22 protein-coding genes are annotated in these 23,757 nt (G+C 56.1%); 9 read left to right on the top strand and 13 right to left on the bottom strand.

What is annotated here, in order from left to right; translation table 11 throughout:
- Positions 1-69 precede the first annotated feature (69 nt).
- Positions 70-1,104, bottom strand: a complete 1,035-nt coding sequence (locus JLG71_RS14135; RefSeq protein ID WP_048263079.1) for a LacI family DNA-binding transcriptional regulator — start codon at positions 1,102-1,104, stop codon at positions 70-72.
- Positions 1,105-1,272: 168 nt separating this feature from the next.
- Here JLG71_RS14135 and JLG71_RS14130 point away from each other — a divergent pair, with 168 nt between their 5' ends.
- Complete coding sequence (locus tag JLG71_RS14130) at positions 1,273-2,415, top strand: alpha/beta hydrolase (protein WP_049083673.1); 1,143 nt, start codon at positions 1,273-1,275, stop codon at positions 2,413-2,415.
- A 60-nt stretch (positions 2,416-2,475) separates the two neighbouring features.
- Here the strand turns inward: JLG71_RS14130 and ykgR are convergent, their stop codons facing one another.
- Positions 2,476-2,577 (bottom strand): small membrane protein YkgR, encoded by a 102-nt coding sequence (ykgR, locus tag JLG71_RS28550; protein ID WP_004137159.1) that lies wholly within the window; start codon positions 2,575-2,577, stop codon positions 2,476-2,478.
- Positions 2,578-2,777: 200 nt separating this feature from the next.
- Here ykgR and JLG71_RS14125 point away from each other — a divergent pair, with 200 nt between their 5' ends.
- Positions 2,778-3,203, top strand: a complete 426-nt coding sequence (locus JLG71_RS14125) for a hypothetical protein (RefSeq protein ID WP_025108376.1) — start codon at positions 2,778-2,780, stop codon at positions 3,201-3,203.
- 5 nt (positions 3,204-3,208) lie between these two features.
- Positions 3,209-3,769 (top strand): RNA polymerase sigma factor, encoded by a 561-nt coding sequence (locus JLG71_RS14120; RefSeq protein ID WP_014229338.1) that lies wholly within the window; start codon positions 3,209-3,211, stop codon positions 3,767-3,769.
- Positions 3,770-3,826: 57 nt separating this feature from the next.
- Here the strand turns inward: JLG71_RS14120 and JLG71_RS14115 are convergent, their stop codons facing one another.
- The 5 genes from JLG71_RS14115 to JLG71_RS14095 all read right to left on the bottom strand — a co-directional run bounded on the left by JLG71_RS14115 (position 3,827) and on the right by JLG71_RS14095 (position 9,961).
- The gene (locus JLG71_RS14115) at positions 3,827-4,444 is read right to left on the bottom strand and encodes a TetR/AcrR family transcriptional regulator (RefSeq protein WP_032749122.1); all 618 of its coding nucleotides are present in this window, start codon (positions 4,442-4,444) and stop codon (positions 3,827-3,829) included.
- Between the two features lie 11 nt (positions 4,445-4,455).
- Complete coding sequence (locus JLG71_RS14110) at positions 4,456-7,563, bottom strand: multidrug efflux RND transporter permease subunit (RefSeq protein WP_200913521.1); 3,108 nt, start codon at positions 7,561-7,563, stop codon at positions 4,456-4,458.
- Positions 7,564-7,579: 16 nt separating this feature from the next.
- Positions 7,580-8,002, bottom strand: coding sequence for a hypothetical protein (locus JLG71_RS14105; protein WP_200913520.1), 423 nt, complete (start codon positions 8,000-8,002; stop codon positions 7,580-7,582).
- 126 nt (positions 8,003-8,128) lie between these two features.
- The gene (locus JLG71_RS14100; RefSeq protein WP_025108372.1) at positions 8,129-8,581 is read right to left on the bottom strand and encodes a nuclear transport factor 2 family protein; all 453 of its coding nucleotides are present in this window, start codon (positions 8,579-8,581) and stop codon (positions 8,129-8,131) included.
- 51 nt (positions 8,582-8,632) lie between these two features.
- On the bottom strand, positions 8,633-9,961 hold the full coding sequence (locus tag JLG71_RS14095; protein WP_025108371.1) for a glycoside hydrolase family 10 protein: 1,329 nt from the start codon (positions 9,959-9,961) through the stop codon (positions 8,633-8,635).
- 269 nt (positions 9,962-10,230) lie between these two features.
- Between JLG71_RS14095 and JLG71_RS14090 the strand changes: the two genes are divergently transcribed.
- Positions 10,231-11,766 carry an EAL domain-containing protein gene (locus JLG71_RS14090; RefSeq protein WP_200913519.1) on the top strand — a complete coding sequence of 512 codons (1,536 nt, stop codon included), beginning with the start codon at positions 10,231-10,233 and terminating at the stop codon, positions 11,764-11,766.
- A gap of 121 nt (positions 11,767-11,887) precedes the next feature.
- Positions 11,888-12,499 carry an NADH:ubiquinone reductase (Na(+)-transporting) subunit E gene (gene nqrE, locus JLG71_RS14085; protein ID WP_009652200.1) on the top strand — a complete coding sequence of 204 codons (612 nt, stop codon included), beginning with the start codon at positions 11,888-11,890 and terminating at the stop codon, positions 12,497-12,499.
- 88 nt (positions 12,500-12,587) lie between these two features.
- Here the strand turns inward: nqrE and ivy are convergent, their stop codons facing one another.
- Both ivy and JLG71_RS14075 read right to left on the bottom strand, forming a co-directional pair.
- Positions 12,588-13,028, bottom strand: coding sequence for an Ivy family C-type lysozyme inhibitor (ivy, locus tag JLG71_RS14080; RefSeq protein WP_049079850.1), 441 nt, complete (start codon positions 13,026-13,028; stop codon positions 12,588-12,590).
- 57 nt (positions 13,029-13,085) lie between these two features.
- Positions 13,086-13,247, bottom strand: coding sequence for a YqaE/Pmp3 family membrane protein (locus tag JLG71_RS14075; protein WP_004102047.1), 162 nt, complete (start codon positions 13,245-13,247; stop codon positions 13,086-13,088).
- 318 nt (positions 13,248-13,565) lie between these two features.
- Here JLG71_RS14075 and JLG71_RS14070 point away from each other — a divergent pair, with 318 nt between their 5' ends.
- Entirely contained in the window at positions 13,566-13,796 is a 231-nt protein-coding gene (locus JLG71_RS14070) for a hypothetical protein (RefSeq protein WP_004850864.1), read from the top strand.
- A gap of 53 nt (positions 13,797-13,849) precedes the next feature.
- On the opposite strand, the gene JLG71_RS14065 is transcribed toward JLG71_RS14070, so the two are convergent.
- Together JLG71_RS14065 and JLG71_RS14060 are read right to left on the bottom strand one after the other, a co-directional pair.
- A complete protein-coding gene (locus tag JLG71_RS14065) occupies positions 13,850-14,734 on the bottom strand; it encodes an SDR family oxidoreductase (protein WP_064404926.1) in 885 nt (294 codons plus the stop codon).
- A gap of 116 nt (positions 14,735-14,850) precedes the next feature.
- Positions 14,851-15,378 (bottom strand): GNAT family N-acetyltransferase, encoded by a 528-nt coding sequence (locus tag JLG71_RS14060; RefSeq protein WP_025108366.1) that lies wholly within the window; start codon positions 15,376-15,378, stop codon positions 14,851-14,853.
- Positions 15,379-15,522: 144 nt separating this feature from the next.
- On the opposite strand from JLG71_RS14060, the gene treZ reads away from it, so the two are divergent.
- The 3 genes from treZ to glgX are packed head-to-tail and all read left to right on the top strand — an operon-like array spanning position 15,523 to position 21,925.
- Positions 15,523-17,310: a malto-oligosyltrehalose trehalohydrolase gene (gene treZ / locus JLG71_RS14055; RefSeq protein ID WP_064404929.1), complete on the top strand. Its 1,788-nt coding sequence runs from the start codon at positions 15,523-15,525 to the stop codon at positions 17,308-17,310.
- The gene (treY, locus tag JLG71_RS14050; RefSeq protein ID WP_200913518.1) at positions 17,307-19,850 is read left to right on the top strand and encodes a malto-oligosyltrehalose synthase; all 2,544 of its coding nucleotides are present in this window, start codon (positions 17,307-17,309) and stop codon (positions 19,848-19,850) included. The genes treZ and treY overlap by 4 nt, the downstream gene beginning before the upstream one ends.
- Positions 19,851-19,855: 5 nt before the next feature.
- The gene (glgX, locus tag JLG71_RS14045) at positions 19,856-21,925 is read left to right on the top strand and encodes a glycogen debranching protein GlgX (RefSeq protein ID WP_134898060.1); all 2,070 of its coding nucleotides are present in this window, start codon (positions 19,856-19,858) and stop codon (positions 21,923-21,925) included.
- 110 nt (positions 21,926-22,035) lie between these two features.
- Here the strand turns inward: glgX and JLG71_RS14040 are convergent, their stop codons facing one another.
- A complete protein-coding gene (locus JLG71_RS14040; protein WP_200913517.1) occupies positions 22,036-23,055 on the bottom strand; it encodes an aldo/keto reductase in 1,020 nt (339 codons plus the stop codon).
- A 19-nt stretch (positions 23,056-23,074) separates the two neighbouring features.
- Entirely contained in the window at positions 23,075-23,632 is a 558-nt protein-coding gene (locus JLG71_RS14035; RefSeq protein WP_200913516.1) for an NAD(P)H-dependent oxidoreductase, read from the bottom strand.
- Between the last annotated feature and the right edge of the window lie 125 nt (positions 23,633-23,757).

Here is a 23,757-nt window from a genome sequence, read left to right as displayed (position 1 = left end):
TAAATGATAGTTTTTTATCAAATGCAGCGCTGAAGCGGGGCGCGGCGACTTTACCCGCGCCTGCGGCAATCAGAGGTTTTCTTTAGTGAGGAGGTCAAACGGCTGCAGAGCGTTGATAAACGCCACCTGCGGCTGGCTGGCGGCGTGGACAAACGCGTTGATGGTGGCGGCGGCAAATTCGTCAAGCCGATGGGTAAGCATGAGATCGATAGTGCCGTCAATTAGCGCCAGCTCGCCGCTATCCACCGGGCCATGACAAATCAGGGTGACCTGATGCTGGCGCTGGCGCGCGCGCAGGGCGGCGACAATCCCTTCCACGCCGCCGCAGGGCGCGTAAATGGCCTTCAGAGCGGGGTACTGTTGCAGCATTTCTTCCGTAACCTGGCGCGCGACATCGGCGCGTTCGTGGCTGCGCACCGGTTCAAGCACCCGATCGCCTTTGCCCTGTTCACGCAGGTAGGAGCGGAAACTTATCTCGCAGCTTTCCTGACAAATAAACCGGTTATCGCCGACGATAATGCCAATTTCGCCGTCGTCGTGGCACAGCCTGTCCACCGCCCAACCGGCGGTGCGGCCCGCTTTCTGGTTATCCAGGCCGATATAGCCGGTACGCTGCGGGATGCTCATATCGGAGAGCAGGGTGAAGACGCGGACGCCTTTTTCGATGGCCTGCACGACCGCATGGCGGATAAGCGGATTATCCAGCGCGACAATACCGATAACGTCGACCGTATCGCTCAGACGGGCGATCGCGGCGGCCATATCGTCGATGGCGTTAATATCATAATGCAGAAAAGCGGGGGCCTGCGTCGGGCTATGCCACGGTAACGCCGCCTGCTCCAGCGCCTGCGCCAGCTGATGGTAAAACGAGTGTGACTGCTGTAGCAGAATGAAGCCCATTCTGAGGGCTACCGCCGGCCGATCCGCCGCCAGCCGATAGCGGGATTGCTCCAGCGCGAAGCCTAATCGCCGCGCGGATTCCAGCACTTTACGTTCGGTGCTCTCTTTCACGGGCGTGCGTTTATTGAGCACCCTGTCCACCGTCGCGATACCGACTCTGGCCTCTTTGGCGATATCCGCCATGGTGACTTTTTTTGCTGACATGATTCTCTTCCTTTGAGGGTAATGATAAAAAGCTATCATTATTGTGACAGGCAAACAGCGAGGCGGGTCAGACTTCAGGAAAATCATTTCGCCGCACTGGCTTCATTGACCTGATATTCAACCGCCAGGGTCTACACTAAGTGCATCCCCACTCAGGAACAGGATGTTATGACGTATTCCCTCTCAAAAAAATTCCTCGCCGCCACCTCTGCGCTGCTACTGCTCTCCATGAGCGCGGTCCCGGCCAGCGCCGCCGCCGATAATAGCGACGCGGTCTCTCCGCTCAGCGCCGGAAATGGCTTAAGCGAAGCGGCAAAGCAGTATCTCCTGCGCTATCCCTCCCGCAGCGGCGTGGACGGCAAAACCGCCCGCGAAGATACCGCCGCGGTCTTTATTCCGTTTGGCGCCACACCGGAAGGGGGATGGCCGGTTGTGGTCTGGGCCCACGGTACCGTGGGCGTGGCTAATCACTGCGCGCCGTCGTTAAACCCGCGCAGCGATCGCGATAAGCAGTACCTGAACACCTGGCTGTCGCTGGGCTACGCGGTGGTCGCGCCGGATTATGCCGGTCTGGGTTCGTCTGGCCTGCACCATTATCTTAATGCCCGCGGCGAAGCGTGGAGCGTGCTTGATAGCGTTCGCGCCGCCCTGAAACAGTTCCCGCTGAAAAATGAACTCATTCTGGTCGGACAGTCGCAGGGCGCGCACGCCGCGTTCGCCAGCGCCGGATATCAACCCCACTACGCGCCGGAGCTGAATGTTCGCGCAACGGTGCTGACCGGGACGCCGTATTTTGAGAAGGGGACCACCGCAGCCGACATTCTTCCGCCGGCAGGCGGCAAAGCGCCGATCGGCGGCGACCCGAAAATACCCTATATTTTCTATATTTACCTCTCGGCTGCCGATAGCAACCCACAGCTCAATCCGGCTGATTATTTCCAGGATAAAGCGCTGCCGCTGCTGAAAGAGGCGAGCAATTTATGCATTACGCCGCTCAACGATGAAGTGATGAAGGCCGGTCTGAATGCGGCTAACGCCCTGAAGCCGGGGGTGGATTCGCTGTTAAACGCCAGCGTGGGCGCCATGCTCTACCCGACGCTGAAAATCGATCACCCGGTGTTTATCGGTATCGGCAGCGCGGATATTAACGTGCCGACGGCAATGCAAAAACGCTTTGCGGACGCGGTGAAAAGCGCGGGAACCCGTGCGGACGTGCATATTTATGAGGGGCTGGATCATAGCGGTACGGTTAACCCGTCTTTACGCGACTCAGTGCCGTTTTTGATTAAGACGCTCAACGATAAGCGGTAGCGGCGAAGGGATGATGAGCCGCCCTGAGCAAGGGGCGGTTCAGTACAGGTATGGCGTCGATTACCAGTATTTGGGGATCAGATAGCCATACATAACGACGGCGACAACAATCATCAGCGTAATAATCGCCCAGTCGGCTTTTAGTGATTTTACCGCGTTCATAAGTTCCTCTTTTTCAATGAATCACCGGGTAACGTTACCGCCGTCGCGCCTGCATGTAGGTGATAGAGATCACATAAAAAATATTTGTCATACAAATAAAGTGTGTCAATTTTTTTACTCTTCTCAGCAATATTTTGCCCGCTCATTCGTCTACCTCCGCACAGGGTAATTATTCAATAGCGTAATGAGGTAAACAGACGATGAGAGATATCGATATGCACGGTCAGCACCACCATCACCGCTTTGGCCGCCACAGAATGGCGAAGCCGCTTCTTATCGGCGTGGCGCTAATCGCCATACTTGGGCTGCTGGTGATGTCGCTGTGGAATGCGCTGCTGCCGGCCATCCTTGGGGTGAAGAGCATTGGCTTCTGGCAGGCGTTAGGTGTGCTGGCGCTGTCGCGGATCCTGTTCGGCGGCCTCGGCTTTCGCCCGGGAATGTTCGGCATCGGTAACGCGCGGCGTCGGATGCATGAACGCTGGATGAACATGAGCCCGGAGCAGCGCGATGAGTTTGTGCAGCGCTTTGGCCACCGCGGGCATCGCGGCCACTGCGGCTGGCGCGACCGCCGCAGCGAGCATGCTCCGCAGCAGGAGAGTTCGCCTAAAAGCGCGGATCCCGAGTGAGCACAATGAAAAACAGGATCGTGGCGCCATCACGGCTTGTTTCCGCCCTCGATGCCTGCCGGTCGCGGCTGAAGGCTTTTATTCGCGGACGGACCCCGCTGCGCGATGAGGCGGACGATATCCTGCAGGAAGTGACGTATCAGCTCATTCGCGTCGAGCAGCCGGTGGAGAATATCGCCGCCTGGTTGTTCCGGGCGGCGCGTAACGAGATGACCGACAGGGCAAGAAAAAAGCGCGAGCTGCCGCTGGCGGGCGGTTTCAGCGACGAGGAGGAGGGCGATTTTCCCGAGGATGAGCTGGCCGAAACGCTGTTTGGCGTTGCGCAAACGCCGGAGGATGAGTATCTGAAAGCGCTGCTCTGGGAGGAATTAAGTCAGGCGCTCTCGGAGCTGCCGCCCGCCCAGCGTGAAGCCTTTGAGAAAACCGAACTGCATGGCTACAGCTACCGGGAGCTGGCAGAGGAGTCCGGCGTCAGCGAACAGGCGCTGCTCTCACGTAAGCATAAAGCGGTACTCTACCTTCGTACCCGCCTGCGCGCGCTGTACGATGAACTGCTGGCCAGTTAGGCATTCTCCGGCTCCTGCTGCAGGGGCCGGAGAGGTGCGTTTAAACCGCTGATTGAATTATTGCCTGTAGCCCCAGGCCGTGAGGAAGGCGCTAATCGCGCATTCGGCGAGCTGCTCCAGCCTCTCTGGCGCCACCGCTTTTTGCGCAATTAAGGCCCCCGGCAGCGGATAGCCCATAATCGCGCCGAGAAACGCCGTCGCCTCTATCTCCGGGTCGCTGAGGGTCAGCAGACCTTCGTCTTGTTTCTGCGCCAGGATATCGCTCAGCGCCTGCAGTACGCGGCCTGAGGGGCGCTGTTCGAGCGTGACGTAAAGCTCGGGCTTTTGCACCAGCACCTGGATCAGTAGGCGCTGAAAGTGAATATTCTCCGGCGCATAAAAGTGTTGTTGCACCACTTTCGCAAACCCGCGCAGCAGCGCGGGAAGATCCTGCTGACGATCCTGCAAAAGCTGGCGCAGGGGCGGCTGCATGGTGTCATTGAGAAACGCGAACGTCTCCAGCAGCAGCGCGTCTTTGCCGCCGGGAAAATGGCTGTACAGGGTCGGGCGCGTGGTACCCGCTTCGGCGGCAATGGTATCCAGCGACACATCAAGCCCGTGGCTGAGAAACAGCTCACGGGCGGTTTGTAAAATGCGTGGGCGGGCTTTCATTGGCCGCCCGCGTTGATTTCCCATCAATTGAGTCCTTACCGTTTGCGCCCTTTAAGGCGCATCATTCCTTGCTGTACCAGCAGGAAAAAGAGTGGAACGAAGAGCAAGGTCAGCAGCGTCCCGGTGAGCATACCGCCGATCACCGCGGCGCCAATCTCACGCTGGCTGGAAGCGCCGGCGCCGGTAGAGAGTACCAGAGGGATAACGCCGACAACAAATGCAAGTGAGGTCATCACGATGGGGCGCAAGCGCAGGCGAGCGCCCTCCAGCGCCGCGTCGGCCAGCGTTTTACCTTGCTGAAACCGCGCCAGGGCGAACTCAACGATCAGAATCGCGTTTTTGGCGGAAAGCCCCATGGTCGTCAGCATACCGACCTGAAAGTAGATATCGTTTTCGTATCCGGCGAGCAACGAAGCGCTCACGGCCCCCAGAATGCCTAACGGGACGATCAGCAGTACGGCGACAGGAATCGACCAGCTTTCATATAAGGCGGTGAGACACAAAAACATAAAGGCCAGCGACGCCAGGTATACCCATAACGTCTGCACTGAGGAGGTCTGCTCCTGCCAGGATAAACCGCTCCATTGCCTTTCAAACCCGCTCAGCTCGCCCACCAGTTCGGACATCGTCGCCATCGCCGCACCGGAACTGACGCCCGGCGCCGCGTTTCCCTGAAACTGCACGGCCGACAGTCCGTTAAACCGCTGGAGCATTTGCGGCCCGGTGGTCCAGCGGAATGATGAGAAGCTGTCGAAGGAGGCCATGTTGTTGCTGTCGCCGCGGACAAACCAGGCGGATAAATTATCCGGCGTCGAACGCCAGGCCGCATCCCCCTGCATATACACGCGCTTAACGCGCCCGCGGTCGATAAAATCGTTGATGTACACGCCGCCCCAGGCCGCAGAGAGGGTGCTATTGATGGCGGCCTGATCCAGCCCCTGGGCCTGGGCTTTTTGTCTGTCGATATCCACCTGCAGCTGCGCTTTCTCCTCCAGGCTGTTAATTCGCACGGCGTCCAGCGTCGGCGTTTGCCTGGCGGCAGTGAGGAGGGTGGTTTGCGCCTCGATGAGCGCCTGGCGGCCGTTTTCCGCGCTGTCCTGCAGCCAGAGTTCAAAGCCGCTCGACTGCCCGAGTCCGCGTACGGTAGGCGGCGACATGACGCTGATGGTGGCCAGCCGGGCGTTTTTTAAAAAGTACCGGTTCGCCCGCGCGATAATCGCCTGCGCGCTGTTCTGTTCCCCGGGGCGCGCGTCCCAGTGCTTTAGTTCGGCGAAGGCCATCCCGACGTTCTGCCCGCTGCCGGCGTTGTTTCTGCCGGTGACCATAAAGATGACGTTGAGGTTATCCTCCTCCTCGGCCATGAAATAGCGGGTAATGTCCGCGCCGACCGCCTCGGTCATCGCCATCGGCGAACCGGATGGGAGCGTAAACTGAACCATCACCGCGCCCTGATCCTCTTCGGGCAGAAAGCCGCTGGCCAGCTTCTGATACTGCCAGAGCATTAAAAGCGTCAGCGTCAGGGCCAGCAGCACAAAGCGGAGCGGGCGAACGATTATCCGCCGGAGTATGGCGAGGTAACGGTTCTGGCTGGCGGCGACGCCGCGGTTGAAACAGGTGAAGAATCGCCCTTTTTTAAGGTGCCCGGATTTAAGCAGATGGGCGCACAGCGTCGGCGTCAGGGTTAACGCCACCAGCGCAGAGAGCGCCATTGCCGAGACGATGGTGACGCTGAACTGGCGGTAGATAATCCCCACCGAGCCGCCGAAAAACGCCATCGGGATAAATACCGCAGAGAGAACCAGCGCGATGCCAATCAGCGCGCCGGTGATCTCATTCATCGAGCGCAGGGTGGCTTCAGGCGGGGTAAGATCCTCCTCCGCCATCAGGCGTTCAACGTTCTCCACCACCACGATGGCGTCATCAACCAGTAAACCGATTGCCAGAACCATCGCAAACAGGGTGAGGGTATTAATGCTGTAGCCCAGCAGGCTGAGGATGCCGAAGGTGCCGAGCAGAACCACCGGCACCGTGAGCGTCGGGATCAGCGTAGCCCGCCAGCTCTGAAGAAAGAGGTACATGACGGCCACCACAAAAAGAATCGCCTCAATCAGCGTACGCACCACGCTTTCAATAGAGACCGTCACGAACGGCGTGCTGTCGCGCGGGTAAGCGGCGACAACGCCTTGCGGAAAGCGCGGCGTCAGGCGTTCGACCTCCGCCCGGATCTTCTCCGCCGTCGCCAGCGCGTTAGCCCCCGATGCCAGCTGAATTGAGATCCCGGCGGAGGGGAAACCGTTGAGCGTGGTTTGGTTTTGATAGTTTTCCGCGCCGATCTCCACCCGGGCGACATCGCGCAGATAGACCACCGAGCCGTCGCTGTGGGTACGCAGGATAATATTTTCGAACTGTTCCGGACGCTCAAGGCGGGACTGGGTGGTGACCGTTGCGTTCAGATACTGCCCCTCCAGCGTGGGCAGCGAACCGATTTCACCGCTGGTGACCTGCGAATTCTGCGCCTCGATGGCGGCCTGCACGTTGGAGGGCATCAGACCGTAGCTGGTCAGCTGCAGCGGATTGAGCCAGATGCGCATTGCATACTGGGCGCCGAAAACGGTGGTTTCTCCGACGCCTTCAACCCGGCTCAGCGGCTCCTGCAGGGAACTGACGAGAAAGTCGCTAATATCGAGGCTGGTTAACGACCGGCTTTGGTCATACAGGGCCACCACCATCAGGCTGTCTCCCTGTGATTTGGTCACCGCGATCCCTTGCTGCTGCACCTCCTGCGGTAAGCGCGTGATAGCCTGATTGACGGCGTTTTGCACCTGTACCTGCGCCATGTCAGGGTTAATGCGCTGATCAAAACTGAGGCTAATGCGCGCCTGGCCCGCTGAACTGCTGCTGGAGGAAAAATAAAGCAGGCCGTCGATGCCTTTAATCTGCTGCTCCAGCACCTGCGTCACGCTGTCTTCCACGGTTTCAGCCGAGGCGCCGGGGTAGTTTGCCGTGACGTTGACGCCGGGCGGGGCGATATCCGGATACTGTTCAACCGGCAGGGTCAGCAGGGCAAGGGCGCCGGCCGCCATAATACAGATGGCGATGACGACGGCGAAAACCGGGCGAAACACAAAAAAGCGAGCCAGCATCGTGGTGCACCTTCGGTCAGTTAAGGGATGCTTGCAGAGCAAACACGGCGGGCGGCGCGTTTATCGCATCGTCGGGCGGAAGCGGGGTAAAGGGCAGCCCATGGAATGCCTCATCGTGGACTTTGCTCATCAAGAAGGCGCCGATCTCAGAACATGACGTCGTACGCTGGTACTCACTCCACAGATAGTCGTAGGTTTGAATGCTGAAAATATTCTGCTGCAGTAAAAAGTGCAGATAGCGTTGCCGCTGTTCCACGCGCTGGCTAATGAGCAGGGCGCGACAGCGCCAGGCCTCGGACGGTTCTTGTAGGTGCGAGCAGGCGTCATAGAGCGGGGCGCCCTGCGCGGGCAGGCTGGGTAAAGCGGCGTTCATCGCGCAGGGGAAAATGGCTAATGCAATGAAATAAAAAAGCTTTCCCCATTTTTCTTTGTTAATCATCAGATTCACTCCGCCAGTTTATTTACTTTACAGTAAAGTAAATAAACTGTTTAAACAAGCATTCATCTGTACGAAGAGTAAACGGGGAAAGCGAGGGGGGATGAGCAGGATACGCCTGCTCAGGATTTAAAACATGCCGTTGCCGCTGGCGGTTTTTTGCGGAACGTTCTGGGTCACGTCCCAGTGTTCAACGATTTTATGCTGCTCGTCGACGCGGAAGATATCGATAATCGCCCGCGTCACGCCCGGCTCGCGGCCGGTGACCTCAACGTGCAGGATCACATGATCGCCGTCGACAAACGCCTGCTTAATTTCGCTGTGCGAGTCGGGATATTTGTTCTTCAGGAAGGCGATAAATTGCTCAAAGCCTGCAACGCCGTCTTTCGCCATCGGGTTATGCTGTACGTAGCGGTCTCCCAGATAGGGTCTGGCGGCGGCAAAGTCTTTGTCATTTAACGCTTTATTATAAAAATCAATAACATTCTTTTTATTCAGCTGTTCATTTTCACTGTTGCCCGCAAAAACGGCGGGCGTCAGAGCGCAGAACAAGGAAAAGGCGACGATCGATTTTTTCAACATACATCCTCCGGTGGGGTTGATACCAGGCGCCTGGCCTGTCAGGTGAGTGCATCAGCTTCCCCAGCGGCTTTTCAGGTAGTTAACGGCCTGCTGGGTTTGCGGCTGATTGAGGTAATTCTCTCTGAATAAAATCGTGCCCTGAATTTGCGGCATGGATTCATTCAAATCAAGCTGCTTTTTCAGTTCCGGCACGCCGCCGCTAATCATCCAGTCAGGTTCGTTCTTCGATGGCTCGCCAACTTTGTACAGCGCCACGCCGATATAGAGGCGGGTATGGGTGGGTTTCACCACGTCAGCCCACCACTTTGCCAGCACATCGTAGCGGGCCGCGTCGCGGGCGAAAGGCCAGTAAATCTGCGGCGCGATGTAGTCCAGCCATCCCTGCTGGACCCAGAGGCGGGTATCCGCATACGACTCATCGTAGGCCGCTGCGCCGCGGGTATCTGAACCCGCCGGATCGTGGGAGCGGTTGCGCCAGACGCCTGCCGGACTGACGCCAAATTCAACATCGGGATTCAGCTGCTTGATGGTGCGGGAAACCTGCTCAATCAGCAGCTGCGTGTTGTGCCGCCGCCAGTCCGCTTTCGCGGCAAAGCCCTGGCCGTACTGCTGGAACGTCCGGTTGTCGTTAAGGGCCGATCCCGGTGATTCGGTGTAGAAGTAATCGTCGAACTGGACGCCGTCAACCGGGTAATGCTCCACAACCTCGGCCACGATGCTGGTGATCCAGTCGCGAACTTCCGGAATGCCCGGATCGAGCACGAAGCGATCGCCGGAGGTGCGAATCCACTCAGGGTGCAGGACGTATACGCTGGCGGGAACCTGCGACAGCGTGCTGTTCAGTTCGGTGACGGTTTTCGGCCGCGTATTGACCGAGACGCGATAGGGGTTAAACCAGGCATGAACGCGCATGCCGCGCTTATGGGCTTCATCCAGCATAAATTTGAGCGGATCGTAGCCCGGATCCTCACCGATTTTGCCGGTCAGCATATCGGACCACGGCAGAATCTTCGATGGCCAGAGCGCGGTGCCATCCGGTTTCACCTGGAAGAAGACGGTGTTAATGCCGAGGCTTTTTAAATTATCCAGCTTGGCAACCAGCGCCTGCTGCTGCAGGGCGATGCGCCGTTCGGCGCTAATGCCGCCATTGACGGATTCCAGCGGCGGCCAGTCGAGGCGCGACACGGTCGTCAGCCAGACGCCGCGCACCGGCTCCTGGCTTTTGGGCAACGTCGGCTGGCGGGCCGCGGGCGGCATGGGCGTGACAAGAGAAACGGGCGGTTTGCTACCGCAGTGGGCTAACAGCAGCGCGGCAGCTATAGCTACCGCGGATATTTTCACCTTGTTCAGAATAAACTTACGAGAGCGGATCGTCATCATATTTGCCAGCTTTTCTGGTCATCGCACAAAAGAGTCATTTTCGTATTATTCGGCTTTAAGTCAATCATTTAGCTACAGATGCGGCGGCATAAGCACGCAAACCTCAGACGCAGAAAACGCCTCCTGCGCCGCGCAATGGTTTGCCATGATATATCATTGATATGCATTAAAACTTGATCGGTTCAGGGCGAGTATAAACAGGATTTATTAAAATTTGGCCAAACAATTGACCTTTGGCCTTTTCCGGCGAGTCAAACTGGATTAGCACAATGAACTACTCATCATCACGCCATCGTCTGTGGATACTCCTGTTTCTGCTTGCGTTACTGAGCCTGGGAACCGGGCTTTGCTACTGGCAAATGCAAAAAAAGGTGGATCAAGATATCCATTCGCGCCTGCAGCAGGCGATAGCCAGCCTCGATGTGACCGTCTCCCATGCGGAGCAGGCAGCCGATCTGGCTGAGCCTTTTTATGGTAAAAGCTGTAGCGAGAATGTCCTGACGGAGCTGCGCACCCTGGTGGCCACCATTCCCGATGTGCGCACGGTGAATTTAGGTAAGGATAACGAAATATACTGCACCTCGGTTTTTGGCGGGCGTAAATTTCAGTTCGATCGTCGCCAGTATACGCATGGCGCTCTGCGCCTGCTGAGCGGCAGCGAAATCACGCCGTTTCATCCCTTGATGGTTTACAGCGAACAGGATGAGCGGGGAAATACGATTCTGGTTGGCGTTGACGGCTATTATTTATACAACATTTTGACCGTTCTTGATGGCGATGCGCATCTCTATCTTCAGGTTGGCGATCGGATAATGACCCGCAAAGGGGAAGTGACGGCGACGCCGGATATCAAGGTTCCCGTGCGCCTGGCCTCTGAGCTGTTTACCTATTCGGTTATTGCCGACCGCGGCTACGCCTCTGGCGTCGGGGCGTTTATCCGCTATGAGCAACACACGCTTATCGCCATTATTCTGGCCTCCTTGCTGCTCACCTTTTTATTCAGGAACTACCTCCGCTACCGGAATACGATTGAGTATCAGCTCAGAAAGGCTATCGAACTGAAGCAGCTCAAGCCCTATATTCAGCCAATTATCAACAATGACAGCGGAGCGGTTATCGGCGGTGAGGTGCTGGTGCGCTGGGAACATCCGAAGCAGGGATTTATTGCGCCGGATAAATTTATTTCCGTGGCAGAGCAGACCGGCTTGATTAAAGACGTGACGGCGATTTGCTTTGCCGAGGTGATCCGTCAGCTTCGGCGCCATCAATCCGTAATCCCTGGAGGGTTGTTTATTTGCTTTAACACCAGTTCGGTAAACTTTCAGGACGACGAAATAGTGACCCTGTGCCAGACGTTTATCCAGCAGATGAAAGAGGCGCAAGTCCGCCTTGTTCTGGAGATAACCGAGCGGGAGTCGATCGAAAATACCCGGCAAACATCAGCGGTGACGGACAAACTCAGGCGTATCGGCGTCCAGTTTTCGCTGGATGATTTTGGTACCGGCTACGCGAACTACAGCTACATCCAGCAATTTAATCCTGAGATTATCAAAATCGATAAGGTCTTTACCCTCAACATTGTGACCAACACGGCTTCCGCGCTGGTGGTGAAGAATATGGTTAATCTGGCCAGGAAGTTTCATTGCCAGATTATTGCTGAGGGCATCGAGGATAAGGAGCAGCTCGCGATGCTCAAAAATATGGGGATTACCCTCTATCAGGGCTATTACTTTTCTAAACCGGTGCCGGTCGATGCGTTTATTCAGATGCTTCCTCGCTCGTTTAGCGAGTCAGGAAGGTCCTAAAGGCGACGCTCTTGCCCACGCAAAAACACAGGAAATTAAAAGGTGATCGACTCGGCAAAACCGAGTAATAATGACCCGTTCAAGCTGAAAATTTGGCATTATTGAGAAACAACTCAACAACATGGAGGTTGTCTTGTTTGAATCTCATCTCAATATTTTTATCCGCGCGGTTTTCGTTGAAAATATGGCGCTCAATTTTTTCCTCGGGATGTGTACTTTTCTCGCTATCTCCAAAAAAATCGATGTCGCATTTCGCCTCGGGGTAACCGTGACGGCGCTGCTGGCCATTGCGACGCCGATTAACAACCTGATTTACCATTACCTGCTGAAAGAGAACGCCCTGATCGAAGGGGTTGACCTGAGCTTCCTCGATTTCATCACGTTTATCGGCGTTCTTGCGGCGCTGGTGCAGATCCTCGAAATGGTGATCGACAAATATTTCCACGCGTTAAACCATGCTCTGGGGCCGTTCCTGCCGCTGTTAACTATCCACTGCGCCATTTTCGGCGCGACGATTTTTATGGTGCAGCGTGAATACAGCTTCCTTGAATCACTGACTTATGGCACCGGGTGCGGTATTGGCTGGGCGCTGGCGATTGTGGCGCTGGCCGGCATTCGTGAAAAGCTGAAATATGCCAATATGCCGAAAGGATTACGCGGTTTAGGCAGCGTATTTATTACCGCCGGCTTAATGTCGCTGGGGTTTATGTCGTTCGCCGGCATCTCGCTGTAGGCTACGCTGAACGTCGGGGGAGAGATTCTGCCGTCCAGACCTTGGGGTTGTACGGCAGAAGGCGCGAAATTATTGCCTCAGCGTTTTACTACGGGTAGTTAAACGCATCCGGATGGTTCTCCAGGCTGCCGCTCAGGGCGGCAAAGAGCACCGTCTTGCCATCGATAGAGCGCTCATCGCTAACATTCAGCCAGGTCAGTGTCTCCTGGGCGGTTTTTTCGTCAACGGCGGAATAAAGCCCGGACATCTGTCCGGATTTTTCCGACCACAGCACGGCGAAGCGCTCCGCTGCGCAGTCGTGGGGTTTGCAGACGCTGAATACCTGATAGACCTCGGCGCCAAGCTTCACCGTCCGGGCAGGCGAGCCCGTGCCGCCGGACTTTATCCAGGCGGGCAGGGTATGCCCTTTAACCATCTGGCTAAAGGCTGCCGGTTCCTTTTTGGCCAGACCGTCCAGCGTCATATCGGCTTGCGCCATGGCGTGGGTGGATGCAGCCAGAAAAGCGATAGCGGTTAAGTGTTTAAGCATAAAATAGCTCCTGCGAACTTTCTGATTCCGTTTGATGACCGGTGATAATGGCTCTGATTAGCTGTTTTTGGTCTGGACCCAAAAAGCGTGGATAAGGCCTGGAATATAGCCGAGGATCGTTAAAATAATATTGAGGATAAACGCCCAACCAAAGCCTTTACCCAGCAGTACGCCAAGCGGGGGTAGAATAATCGTCAACACAATTCGCCAAAAACCCATAATATCTCCCTGTTTAGTGAGTTAGCTCATAATTATTTTAGCGGTTGCGTCTGTTTTTGCAAATTTTAACTTTTTGAATAATAAGACTGCTAATATTACCCGCGCCTCGTTACTACATATTTAATAAATAGAAAAGCCCCAATTCACCTTTCTGACATATATAAGATTATTCCAGGGTGATGCTTGCGTCAGCAACGCTGACAAAGCAAGAGTGTTCCATCGTAAACGCATTTAAACGTAAATAAGGAATGCAGGTAACGAGGCGGGAAGTGCGCTACACTGGCGGGGAGATTTATCCCATCATGAAATGGCGGCGGCATGGACAACATTATCCTTTATAAAGTTATCGTCATCCTGACCATTGTCGGGTGGGGCTGGAGCATGCTTAGAAGGAAGCAGAAAAAGCAGGTCCTGGAACCCGCTATTGCGCAGGCGAATGCCAGGGAGCGTTATCAGTGGCGTTATTTCAGGTGGGGCTGGAGAGTTTTGCAAATCGTCTGCGGTTTTTATTTGCTGATTACCCTCATCCAGTTTCTTCTCTGCGGCTAGCGTTCGCCGCTGCGGCGAGCTGGAACAGCGCGCGACAGCGACGAGCGCTTCTTTTATGCGACGCCGGTACCGCCGTCTGAGCACCAGACCTGACCGGAAGCGTACGAGCAGGCATCTGAGGCGAGGAGAACGTAAAGGGGCGCAATCTCGACCGGCTGTCCCGGTCTGCCGAGCGGCGTATCCTCACCAAAATGCTGAACTTTCTCTTGCGGCTGGCCGCCGCTTGACTGCAGCGGAGTCCAGTACGGGCCGGGCGCCACGGCGTTAACGCGGATACCGCGCGGACCAAGCTGCTTAGCCAGCGATTTGGTAAACGCCACGTTGCAGGCTTTGGTCTGGGCATAATCCAGCAGGATCTCGCTGGGTTTAAACGCCTGCACGGAAGAGGTGTTAATGATCGCCGCCCCCTGCGAGAGATGACGAAGCGCGGCTTTTGTTATCCAGAAGGGCGCATAAACGTTGGTTTTAAACGTAGCGTCAAACGCGGCGGTCGTTAACGTCTCAATGGATTCACAATACTGCTGCCTGCCGGCGTTGTTAACCAGAATATCCAGCCCGCCCAGCTCAGCGACCGCCTTTTCAACCAGGGTATCGCAAAATGACTCAATCCGAATATCGCCGGGAATGGCGATGGCTTTTCTTCCCTCGGCCTGGATCAGCGCGATAACGGCAGCCGCGTCGGACTCCTCCTCCGGCAGGTAGCCGATAGCGACATCCGCGCCTTCCCGCGCGTAGGCAATCGCGACAGCCCGACCAATCCCCGAATCACCGCCGGTAATCAGCGCTTTTTTCCCCGCCAGCTTTCCGGAACCGGTATAGCTGGTCTCACCGTGATCGGGAAGGGGCTTCATTTCGGATGCCAGCCCCGGGGGCTGCTGCGGCTGCTCGACAAACGGCGGAAGTGGATAGTGTAGCGTTGGGTTATTTCCTGTTGTCATACCGGCCTCCTTAATAAATGAAATTTAAGATTAGTCAATGACTGCGTTTGGGCGATAAAAAAAGCGCAAACCAGGAATAATTAACATCGTAAAACCAGGAATTATTTACCTGGCTTTTAGGTCAACATGTAATACCAGAACAGCGCAATTTCATCTTTTTCCGGTAACGCGCTGTAGAGATAACGATCGTATCCGCCCAGGGTAAAGCCATAATTTCGGTAGAAAAGGCAGGCGGGAACGTTGACGTTCTGGGTTTCCAGCTTTAATCCCGCCGCGCTCATGCTCCGAGCCCATATATGGGCTGCCGCCATGAGCTTGTTGGCCGCGCCCGTTCTGCGCTGTGAGCGCTCGATGGCGATATAATCCACGGAAATAAATTTGTTCCAGATCAAGGAAGCGGTGATAAATCCGGCGACTTGCCCCGCGTCGGTTTCCGCGATTAAAAATATAGCATCCGGATTAACGCAGTGGTTTTCCAGCGTCTGGATGTCCAGTTCATAGGTTTTATTATAAGCGCTGGGAAGTGTTTCAATTTTCAGATCATTATTGACAAAGGGGCCGGTGGCAATCTGGCTGACGGTGAAGGAAAAATCACAATATTCCAGACGAGCCAGGTCGGAATTTAATCCTTTACGAATCTGCATAGCATTCCTTGTTTTTTAAGCGATTTATTAATCATAGACAACGTCTTTAAAAATAACAGCCTCGCCATCAACAGCGCACGCGTTTAAACCTGGTCTAATCTTATATTCATGCCGCATTTTCCACAGGTCATTTGAGGATATTTAATGGAATCCAGAGTATTTAAAAAACATTGGGGGGCGGAGTTCATTGCCGCGGACACGGTCCGCTTTCGCGTCTGGGCCGAAGGTCAAAAAACGATGACGCTGAGCCTGACGGGCCGGGATATTCCGATGGACGCCGCGGGAGAGGGCTGGTTCCAGATTGACGTCCCCGGCGTAAAGCATGGTGATGAATATATGCTCCGTTTAGCCGACGGCACGCGCATTCCGGACCCGGCGTCGCGCGCGCAACGCGATGATGTTAACGGCCCTTCGGTGGTCATCGACCCCAGGCGTTTTCAACCGGTTAACGCTGGCTGGAAAGGGCGTCCGTGGGAAGAAACCGTGATATATGAACTTCATCCGGGCACCTTTACGCCGGATGGCACCTTTCTGGCCGCCATCGAAAAGCTGCCTTATCTGGCGGAGCTGGGGATCACCCAGATAGAGGTCATGCCCGTAGCCCAGTTTGGCGGTTCCCGCGGCTGGGGTTACGACGGCGTATTACTCTATGCGCCGCACGCAGCGTATGGCGCACCGGAGGATTTTCACGCCTTTATTGATGCCGCCCACGGGTTAGGGCTATCGGTGGTTCTCGATATCGTACTGAACCATTTTGGCCCGGAAGGCAACTATCTCTCTCTGCTGTCGCCGGGCTTTTTTCATCAGGACCGGATGACCCCGTGGGGTAACGCTATCGCCTATGAAACCGAGGCCGTGCGGCAGTATATTACCGAGGCGCCGCTGTTCTGGCTGACCGAATACCAGCTTGATGGGCTGCGCTTTGATGCTATCGATCAGATTGAAGATCGCTCCGCCAGGCATGTACTGATAGAAATAGCCGAAAATATCCGCGCCGCGATTCCCGACCGCCACATCCACCTCACCACTGAAGACAGCCGGAACGTGATTTTCCTCCATCCGCGCGATGAGAACGGACAGACGCCGCTCTTTACCGCCGAGTGGAATGATGACTTTCATAACGCCGCCCACGTTTTCGCGACCGGCGAAACGCACGCCTATTATCAGGATTTTGCGCATCAGCCGGCAAAGAATGTCGCAAGGGCGCTGGCCGAAGGGTTTGTCTACCAGGGTGAGCTTTCTGCGCAAACCGGAAAACCACGCGGCGTGGCCTGCGCCGCTCAGCCGCCGCAGTTTTTTGTCGACTTTATTCAGAATCACGATCAGACCGGGAACCGTGCGCAGGGGGAAAGGCTGATTTCTCTTGCCGGCGCCGGAAAAACGCGCGTTCTTCTCGCCGCATTGCTTCTGTCGCCCCACATTCCTTTGCTGTTTATGGGCGAAGAGTTTGCGGAGACAAACCCCTTTCTGTTCTTTACCGATTTTCATGGCGACCTCGCGAAGGCGGTGCGGGAAGGGCGGGCTAAAGAGTTTGCCGGGCACGCGGGACACGATGCATCAGTCCCTGACCCGAACGATCCCCGGACCTTTATCCGTTCTAAGCTCGACTGGCAGAAGGCGGCAAGCGAGGAGGGGAAAGCCTGGCTGCGCTTTACGCGCCACCTTATCCAGCTGCGCCATCGCTACATTGTCCCGCTGCTCGCGGCGGGAGGGGCCGTGGAGGGCATGATCCTGCACGCGGCGGCGCAGGCGCTGGCGGTGAGCTGGCAATTCTCCGGCGGCACGCTCTCCGTGGCGCTGAATATCGGCGAGGAGCGGGCCGCGATGCCGGAAATACCGGGCGAGGTCATTTTTAGCTGGCCGGAGCGGCAGGAGGCGTTATCGCCAAACAGTATTGTTGTCCGTTTTGCACATGGAGAAGCCTCATCATGATCCCTTCCGCAACCTATCGTATTCAGTTCCGTAACGGCATGACCTTCGATCGCGCGGCGGCGCTGGCGCCATATCTCAAAGACCTGGGTATCAGCCATCTTTACGCCTCGCCGATTTTTACGGCAACCAGCGGGTCAACCCATGGCTATGATATTACCGATCCTAACGAGATCGATCCGGCCATCGGGGGCCGCGAAGGGTTTGACCGGATGGTGAAGGCGCTGAGAAACGCGCAAATTGGCCTGATTCTGGATATTGTTCCCAACCATATGGCGACCTCGCTGGAGAATCGCTGGTGGCGGGACGTCATCGAGCAGGGCAAAAACAGCGCCTGGGCCCATTATTTCGATATTGACTGGACGCGTCCCGTTACGCTGCCGTTTCTGGGGGATACCTTTGAGGCAGAGCTGGAGAGCGGGGCGCTCGCGCTAAAACGCGATCCGGAAACCGGGAAGCCGGCGTTCGTCTACTATGACCAGGCCTGGCCCCTGAATCCTCAAACCCTGGCGACAGGTGAGCAACTACTAACATCCTCGGATCGCGACGCCATTCTGGCGCTGCACAAGGCGCAAAGCTGGCGGCTGATGTCCTGGCGGGAGGCGCCCAGGCAGCTCTCCTGGCGGCGTTTTTTTGAAATTACCGGCCTGATTGGCGTCCGGGTTGAAGACCCGGCGGTGTTTGACGACACCCACCGCCTTATCCTTGAACTGGTGCATTCTGGCATCGTCGATGGTCTGCGCATTGACCATATCGATGGCCTTGCCGACCCGCTGGGGTATTTGCAGCGCCTGCGCCAGGCAACCGGGCCAGAGTGCTACATTACGGTGGAAAAAATCCTCGCCAAAGGCGAGCAGCTGCCCGCCGACTGGCCCGTCTCCGGCACCACAGGATATGAGTTTATCGCTTCGCTGGCGGAAGTGCTGGTGGATGACAATAACCTCGATCAGCTGCAGCAGGTTCATGATGAAGCGCTCGGCGGAGCGATAGATCGCCATACCGCGCTGCGCGAGGCGAAAGGACTGATGGTGGATCGCAATTTTGAGGGTGAATTTACCACCTTATTGCGGCTGGCCACCGAACTGGCGGAGCGTAATAGCATGGCGGTTGAGAGCGACGCGCTGCGCCATGCCTTGCGTGAACTGCTGCTGGCCTTCCCGGTCTATCGTACCTACGGCACCGCCGAAGGACTGACCGCAGGCGATATTACGCTGTTAAACCGGGTGGTTGACCAGGTGAACGCCAGGGAAGACAAACCCGATGCCAGGGCGCTTGAGGTCATTATCGCCATCCTGACCGGCAATCTGCACGGAAGTAGCCTCGACACCGCGTCACTCTTCAGAACCCGCTTTCAGCAGCTGACGGGGCCGTTGATGGCTAAATCGGTCGAGGATACGCTGTTCTTTCGCCATAACCTCGACCTGGCATTGAACGAAGTCGGGGCCGATCCTACTCCTCGCGCATTTTCTCTCTCTCGTTTTCACCAGGAGATGCGCATTCGTCTTGCCCGCCAGCCCGACGCGCTGCTGGGAACGTCGACGCACGATACTAAACGCGGGGAAGATGCGCGCGCCCGGCTTTACACCCTGACGGAAGCACCGCAGCTGTGGGCGGAAAACCTTGCGCGCTGGCGTCAGATGAATCAAACCCAGGTGCGTTTTTTGAACGACGGTACGGCGCCGAACGCGGCGGATACGTGGATGATCTATCAGGCGCTCGCCGGCGTGTGGCCTGCAACGCTGCTGCCCGACGATACCGCAGGGCTGAAAGCACTCGAGACGCGTTTTCTTGCTTTTATGGAAAAAGCGCTGCGCGAGGCCAAGCAAAGAACCGACTGGATCGACAGCAATGAGAGCTATGAAAGCGTTGTGCTGAACTATGCGCAACAGCTGTTCGCTGCGGATAATTCGCTCTTTCTCAACGATTTTCACACCGCCCTGCAGCCTTTTATCCGTGCCGGCCTGGTGAACAGCCTCAGCCAGACGGTCATCAAACTGACCGCGCCCGGCGTACCGGATATTTATCAGGGGAGCGAGGCGCTGAACTTCAGCCTTGTCGATCCGGATAACCGACGTGAACCTGACTTCGCCGTCCTGGCGCATAACCTCGATAGCGAAGGTCCTGAGTTGTTTAATAGCGAAAACGCATGGCGAGACGGACAGCTGAAGCAGTACGTCACCGCGTCGTTTCTCAGGTTAAGGCAGCGGCATTCCGCGCTCTTCCATTATGGTGACTGGGTACCATTAAAGGTCACCGGTGACAGGGAAGAGAATCTTATCGCCTACGCGCGCATCAACGACGAGGAGGCCCTTATCGTGGTGGTTCCTCGCCTGGCCTTTGACGTCGCGGCGCACGGGTTGGCTGATTCCCCGGCCAGGCTGTGGGGCAACACTGCGGTAGCCATACCCGAAGATCTGGCAGGACGACATTATCGCGATGCGTTAACCGGCGAAAACCGTCTTGTCGAAGAGGCGCTCGATCTGGCGTCAGCAACGGGGTGGTTAGTAACGCTTATTAGTGAAAAGAAAAGTAGAGAGGAATAGTGTCAATGAAAGAAACGTTTGCAATAGAGCCCGGGGACGGCCAGCAGCTGGGGGCTAATTTTGACGGAAAGGGCGTGAACTTCGCGCTGTTTTCAGCGCACGCTGAGCGGGTTGAGCTGTGCTTATTCGATCCTTGCGGAAAAACGGAAATAGCCCGGCTTGAACTACCTGAATATACACACGAAATCTGGCACGGCTACGTACCCGGTCTGCAGCCCGGAGCCTTATACGGTTATCGGGTTTATGGGCCGTACGATCCGGAGAACGGCCATCGCTTTAATCCACATAAATTGCTTATCGATCCCTACGCGCGGGAGCTGGAAGGCGATATTGAATGGAACGATGCGCATTTCGGCTACGAGATGGGCCATGAGGAGAAAGATCTGAGCTTTGATACCCGCGATAGCGCGCCATTTACGCCAAAATGCAAGGTTGTCGACCCGGATGCCTTCGACTGGCAGGGGGAAAATCGCCCAGACGTCCCCTGGCCGCATGCGGTTATCTACGAAACGCATGTGAAGGGTTTTACCCAGCGCAATCCGGCGCTTCCCCCGGAGCTGCGCGGCACATTTGAGGGGCTTGGGCATCAGGCTTCCGTCGATTATATCAAGAGCCTGGGCATCACTTCCGTTGAGCTGCTTCCCGTACACTGGTTTCCGGACGATCAGCATCTGCTCGACAGAGGGCTAAAAAACTTCTGGGGTTACAATACGCTGGGCTTCTTCGCTCCCGCGTCCCGTTACTACGGACCCGCAGGTATCGCGGGCTTCCGCGACATGGTGCGCGCATTTCATGATGCCGGTATCGAAGTGATCCTTGACGTGGTTTACAACCACACTGCGGAAGGCAATGAGCTGGGACCGACGCTCTCATTTAAAGGCATCGATAATTTTTCCTACTACCGGACGATGCCGGATCAGCATCGCTATTACATAAATGATACCGGGACGGGGAACACGGTGAATACCTCGCATCCCCGGGTGCTGCAGATGGTCATGGATTCGCTACGTTACTGGGCTCAAGCCATGCACGTCGACGGCTTTCGTTTTGATCTGGGGACCATTCTCGGACGCGAACCCGAGGGCTTCGATCCGCGAGGCGGGTTCTTCGATGCGGTAACCCAGGATCCGGTTTTATCGAAGCTTAAACTGATTGGTGAGCCCTGGGATATCGGTCCCGGGGGTTATCAGGTCGGCGGTTTTCCGCCTGGCTGGGGCGAGTGGAACGATAAATATCGTGATACGGTGCGGGAATACTGGAAGGGGGATAATGTTTCCAACGACTTTGCCGCCCGTTTACTGGGCTCCGGCGATCTGTACGATTTACGCGGCCGTCGTCCGTGGTCCAGCGTCAATTTTATTACCGCCCATGACGGCTTTACGTTGAACGATCTGGTTTCGTATAACGAGAAGCATAATGAAGCCAACGGTGAGGACAATAACGACGGGCATAATGACAACCGCTCCTGCAATTATGGCGAAGAAGGCCCGACGGAAAACCAGGATATCGTCGCCGTCCGCGAACGCCAGAAGCGGAATTTCCTGACCACGTTATTGTTCTCCCACGGTACGCCGATGCTGCTGGCCGGCGATGAGTTTGGCCGTTCTCAGCAGGGCAATAATAACGGCTACTGCCAGGACAGCGAGATTTCATGGGTCAACTGGGAAGCACTGTCCGATCAGGACCATGCGTTGCGCCATTTCACCCAGCGTCTGATAGCGCTGCGTGCGGAGCAACCGCTTTTACGCCGTGAAAGCTGGCGTGACGGGCTCGAGATACGCTGGTTTAACGCCGGCGGCGGTCTGCAGCAATCTGAACAATGGGATGAAGGTTCGACGTTAGGTCTCGCCATCAGCCGACCCGATCTTGAACAGGAGGAGGGCATCTGGCATGACGTGCTGATGCTGTTCAATCCCTTTGAGGGCGATGTTCCGTTCCAGATCCCGCAGTTTGGCGAAGGCGGCTGGGTTCTTGAGCTGTCGACCGCTGAAGAAAAAACGGACGGCGTCATCATTACCGAGACAATTGATTTTGTTCTGGCCGGGCGCAGCATTGCCCTTTTCAGACGGCCTTAAAGCCTCAGACAAACCCGGCGTTGAATGCCGGGTTTCTTTTGCCACGCGATAGCCTGATGGAAATCCCCTGGAACTGTCATTCGGTTTTCAGCGTATCAGATTCGCGGCATCTATCGTGTCCATACCTGCCTGGCGTCTTTGGTCTGCGGTGTGTTTTGCGCCATAATCCCTGTCAGAAAATGCGGCTGATAGGACTCTTCCAGATACCCGATTTCCTCCGCGCTCAATTGAAAATTCACGGCGTTAACCGTGCCGTCGACATGCCTTTTTTGGGTCGCGCCTACGACCGGGGCGGTGACCTTATTAAGCAGCCAGGATAGTGAGATTTCCGTCATGGACACCTGATGCCGTTCGGCAAGCTCAGCGACCCGCTCGATAATGACGCTGTCCTGTTCCGCCGTGCGGTCATATTTCCCGCGGGCATAGTCATCCTCAGCGGCCCGCCGCGTGTGGCCTTCCTTACGGGAAAGACGACCGCTTGCCAGTGCGCTATAGGGCGTCACTGCGATGCCGTCTTCAGCGCACAGCCCCAAGAGTTCGCGTTCATCTTCGCGCATAATCAGGTTGTAGTGGCTTTGCACGGAAACAAAGGGCGTGAGCCTTTCGCGTTCGGCAAGCGCGTTCATCTTCGCCAGCTGCCATGCATAGCAGTTTGAAATGCCAATGGCGCGTACCTTGCCGGCGGTGACGGCGGCATGCAGTGCTTCAAGGACCTCGATCGCGGGGGTGTTATAGTCCCAGAGGTGGTAAATGTAGAGGTCTATATAGTCCATACCAAGATTCTGCAGGCTCTGGTCAAGCGAACGGGTAATCGCCTGTTTTCCGCTCATACCCTGCGCAATTTGCGCTGGCGTACGCGGCAGAAACTTGGTAGCAAGGACGATCTCATCGCGTTTTGCCATATCTCGCAGCGCCCGGCCAATGTACCGCTCGCTCGAGCCGTTCTGATAGGCGATGGCGGTATCGTAAAAATTGATACCTTTTTCAAGACCGTAGCGAATGATGTTCCGGCTTTCCGTTTCATTCAGCGTCCAGCGATGCTGGCCCGTAGACGGATCGCCAAATCCCATACACCCCATGCAGATGCGGGAGACCAGTAAGTCACTTTTGCCGAGTCGGGTATACTGCATCTTCATTTCCCTCGTGGGTTTATTCAGGAAGGGCGTTAAGCTGCGCGATCAGCCTGGAAGCGTGCTCCCTGGCGAGCGCCTTTTGCTGGGCAATTTTATCGGCATCCCGGTCGGCATAGCTGATACCGCAGGTATAAACCGGCGTCAGCAGGTCAAGCCGGCACAGCCTTGCCGTGGTCTCGAACGGAATAAGGTACTCCTCAATGGTGTGACCAAAGAAGCCGTCAGAGGTATACATTGCCTGCGGCGCACCCGTTGTGAAGGAGAGGAGCAGCTTTTTACCCCCCAGTTTCGCCGCCGAACCGTGCGCGAAGCCGTGAACAAAAACCTCATCCAGCCACTGTTTCATCATCCCCGGGAGGCCATACCAGGAAAAGGGAAACTGCCAGACGATAACATCCGCCTTCAGCAGGCTTTTCTGCTCCGCGCCGATATTGATTTTGCCGTCTGGATAAAGCCAGTCCAGACGACGAATTTCAGCATCGGGCAGGGCGGTCGCCACCTCGTCAAGGATGGTCGCGTTGGCGACGGAATGGTTAACATCGGGATGCCCGGATACGATGAGGATATTTTTCATTTCAATCAGTTAAGTCCGTTGATAAAGATTAACTCAGTATAGGGATGCAGGATTATTTTTTAGCGCAGTAAAGGCTCAATCACTTTTAGACAGAAGCTAATAATCAGCACCTTAAAAAGGCCGAA

The organism is Klebsiella michiganensis, from assembly GCF_015139575.1.
GTDB lineage: Bacteria > Pseudomonadota > Gammaproteobacteria > Enterobacterales > Enterobacteriaceae > Klebsiella > Klebsiella michiganensis.
This window is presented reverse-complemented; position numbering and strand designations above follow the sequence as displayed.

What these genes read in the sequence shown, in the direction of transcription:
- JLG71_RS14135 (WP_048263079.1), bottom strand. Translation starts at nt 1,104, where the DNA reads ATGTCAGCAAAAAAAGTCACCATGGCGGATATCGCCAAAGAGGCCAGA.
- JLG71_RS14130 (WP_049083673.1), top strand. Translation starts at nt 1,273, where the DNA reads ATGACGTATTCCCTCTCAAAAAAATTCCTCGCCGCCACCTCTGCGCTG.
- ykgR (WP_004137159.1), bottom strand. Translation starts at nt 2,577, where the DNA reads ATGAACGCGGTAAAATCACTAAAAGCCGACTGGGCGATTATTACGCTG.
- JLG71_RS14125 (WP_025108376.1), top strand. Translation starts at nt 2,778, where the DNA reads ATGAGAGATATCGATATGCACGGTCAGCACCACCATCACCGCTTTGGC.
- JLG71_RS14120 (WP_014229338.1), top strand. Translation starts at nt 3,209, where the DNA reads ATGAAAAACAGGATCGTGGCGCCATCACGGCTTGTTTCCGCCCTCGAT.
- JLG71_RS14115 (WP_032749122.1), bottom strand. Translation starts at nt 4,444, where the DNA reads ATGGGAAATCAACGCGGGCGGCCAATGAAAGCCCGCCCACGCATTTTA.
- JLG71_RS14110 (WP_200913521.1), bottom strand. Translation starts at nt 7,563, where the DNA reads ATGCTGGCTCGCTTTTTTGTGTTTCGCCCGGTTTTCGCCGTCGTCATC.
- JLG71_RS14105 (WP_200913520.1), bottom strand. Translation starts at nt 8,002, where the DNA reads ATGATTAACAAAGAAAAATGGGGAAAGCTTTTTTATTTCATTGCATTA.
- JLG71_RS14100 (WP_025108372.1), bottom strand. Translation starts at nt 8,581, where the DNA reads ATGTTGAAAAAATCGATCGTCGCCTTTTCCTTGTTCTGCGCTCTGACG.
- JLG71_RS14095 (WP_025108371.1), bottom strand. Translation starts at nt 9,961, where the DNA reads ATGATGACGATCCGCTCTCGTAAGTTTATTCTGAACAAGGTGAAAATA.
- JLG71_RS14090 (WP_200913519.1), top strand. Translation starts at nt 10,231, where the DNA reads ATGAACTACTCATCATCACGCCATCGTCTGTGGATACTCCTGTTTCTG.
- nqrE (WP_009652200.1), top strand. Translation starts at nt 11,888, where the DNA reads ATGGAGGTTGTCTTGTTTGAATCTCATCTCAATATTTTTATCCGCGCG.
- ivy (WP_049079850.1), bottom strand. Translation starts at nt 13,028, where the DNA reads ATGCTTAAACACTTAACCGCTATCGCTTTTCTGGCTGCATCCACCCAC.
- JLG71_RS14075 (WP_004102047.1), bottom strand. Translation starts at nt 13,247, where the DNA reads ATGGGTTTTTGGCGAATTGTGTTGACGATTATTCTACCCCCGCTTGGC.
- JLG71_RS14070 (WP_004850864.1), top strand. Translation starts at nt 13,566, where the DNA reads ATGGACAACATTATCCTTTATAAAGTTATCGTCATCCTGACCATTGTC.
- JLG71_RS14065 (WP_064404926.1), bottom strand. Translation starts at nt 14,734, where the DNA reads ATGACAACAGGAAATAACCCAACGCTACACTATCCACTTCCGCCGTTT.
- JLG71_RS14060 (WP_025108366.1), bottom strand. Translation starts at nt 15,378, where the DNA reads ATGCAGATTCGTAAAGGATTAAATTCCGACCTGGCTCGTCTGGAATAT.
- treZ (WP_064404929.1), top strand. Translation starts at nt 15,523, where the DNA reads ATGGAATCCAGAGTATTTAAAAAACATTGGGGGGCGGAGTTCATTGCC.
- treY (WP_200913518.1), top strand. Translation starts at nt 17,307, where the DNA reads ATGATCCCTTCCGCAACCTATCGTATTCAGTTCCGTAACGGCATGACC.
- glgX (WP_134898060.1), top strand. Translation starts at nt 19,856, where the DNA reads ATGAAAGAAACGTTTGCAATAGAGCCCGGGGACGGCCAGCAGCTGGGG.
- JLG71_RS14040 (WP_200913517.1), bottom strand. Translation starts at nt 23,055, where the DNA reads ATGCAGTATACCCGACTCGGCAAAAGTGACTTACTGGTCTCCCGCATC.
- JLG71_RS14035 (WP_200913516.1), bottom strand. Translation starts at nt 23,632, where the DNA reads ATGAAAAATATCCTCATCGTATCCGGGCATCCCGATGTTAACCATTCC.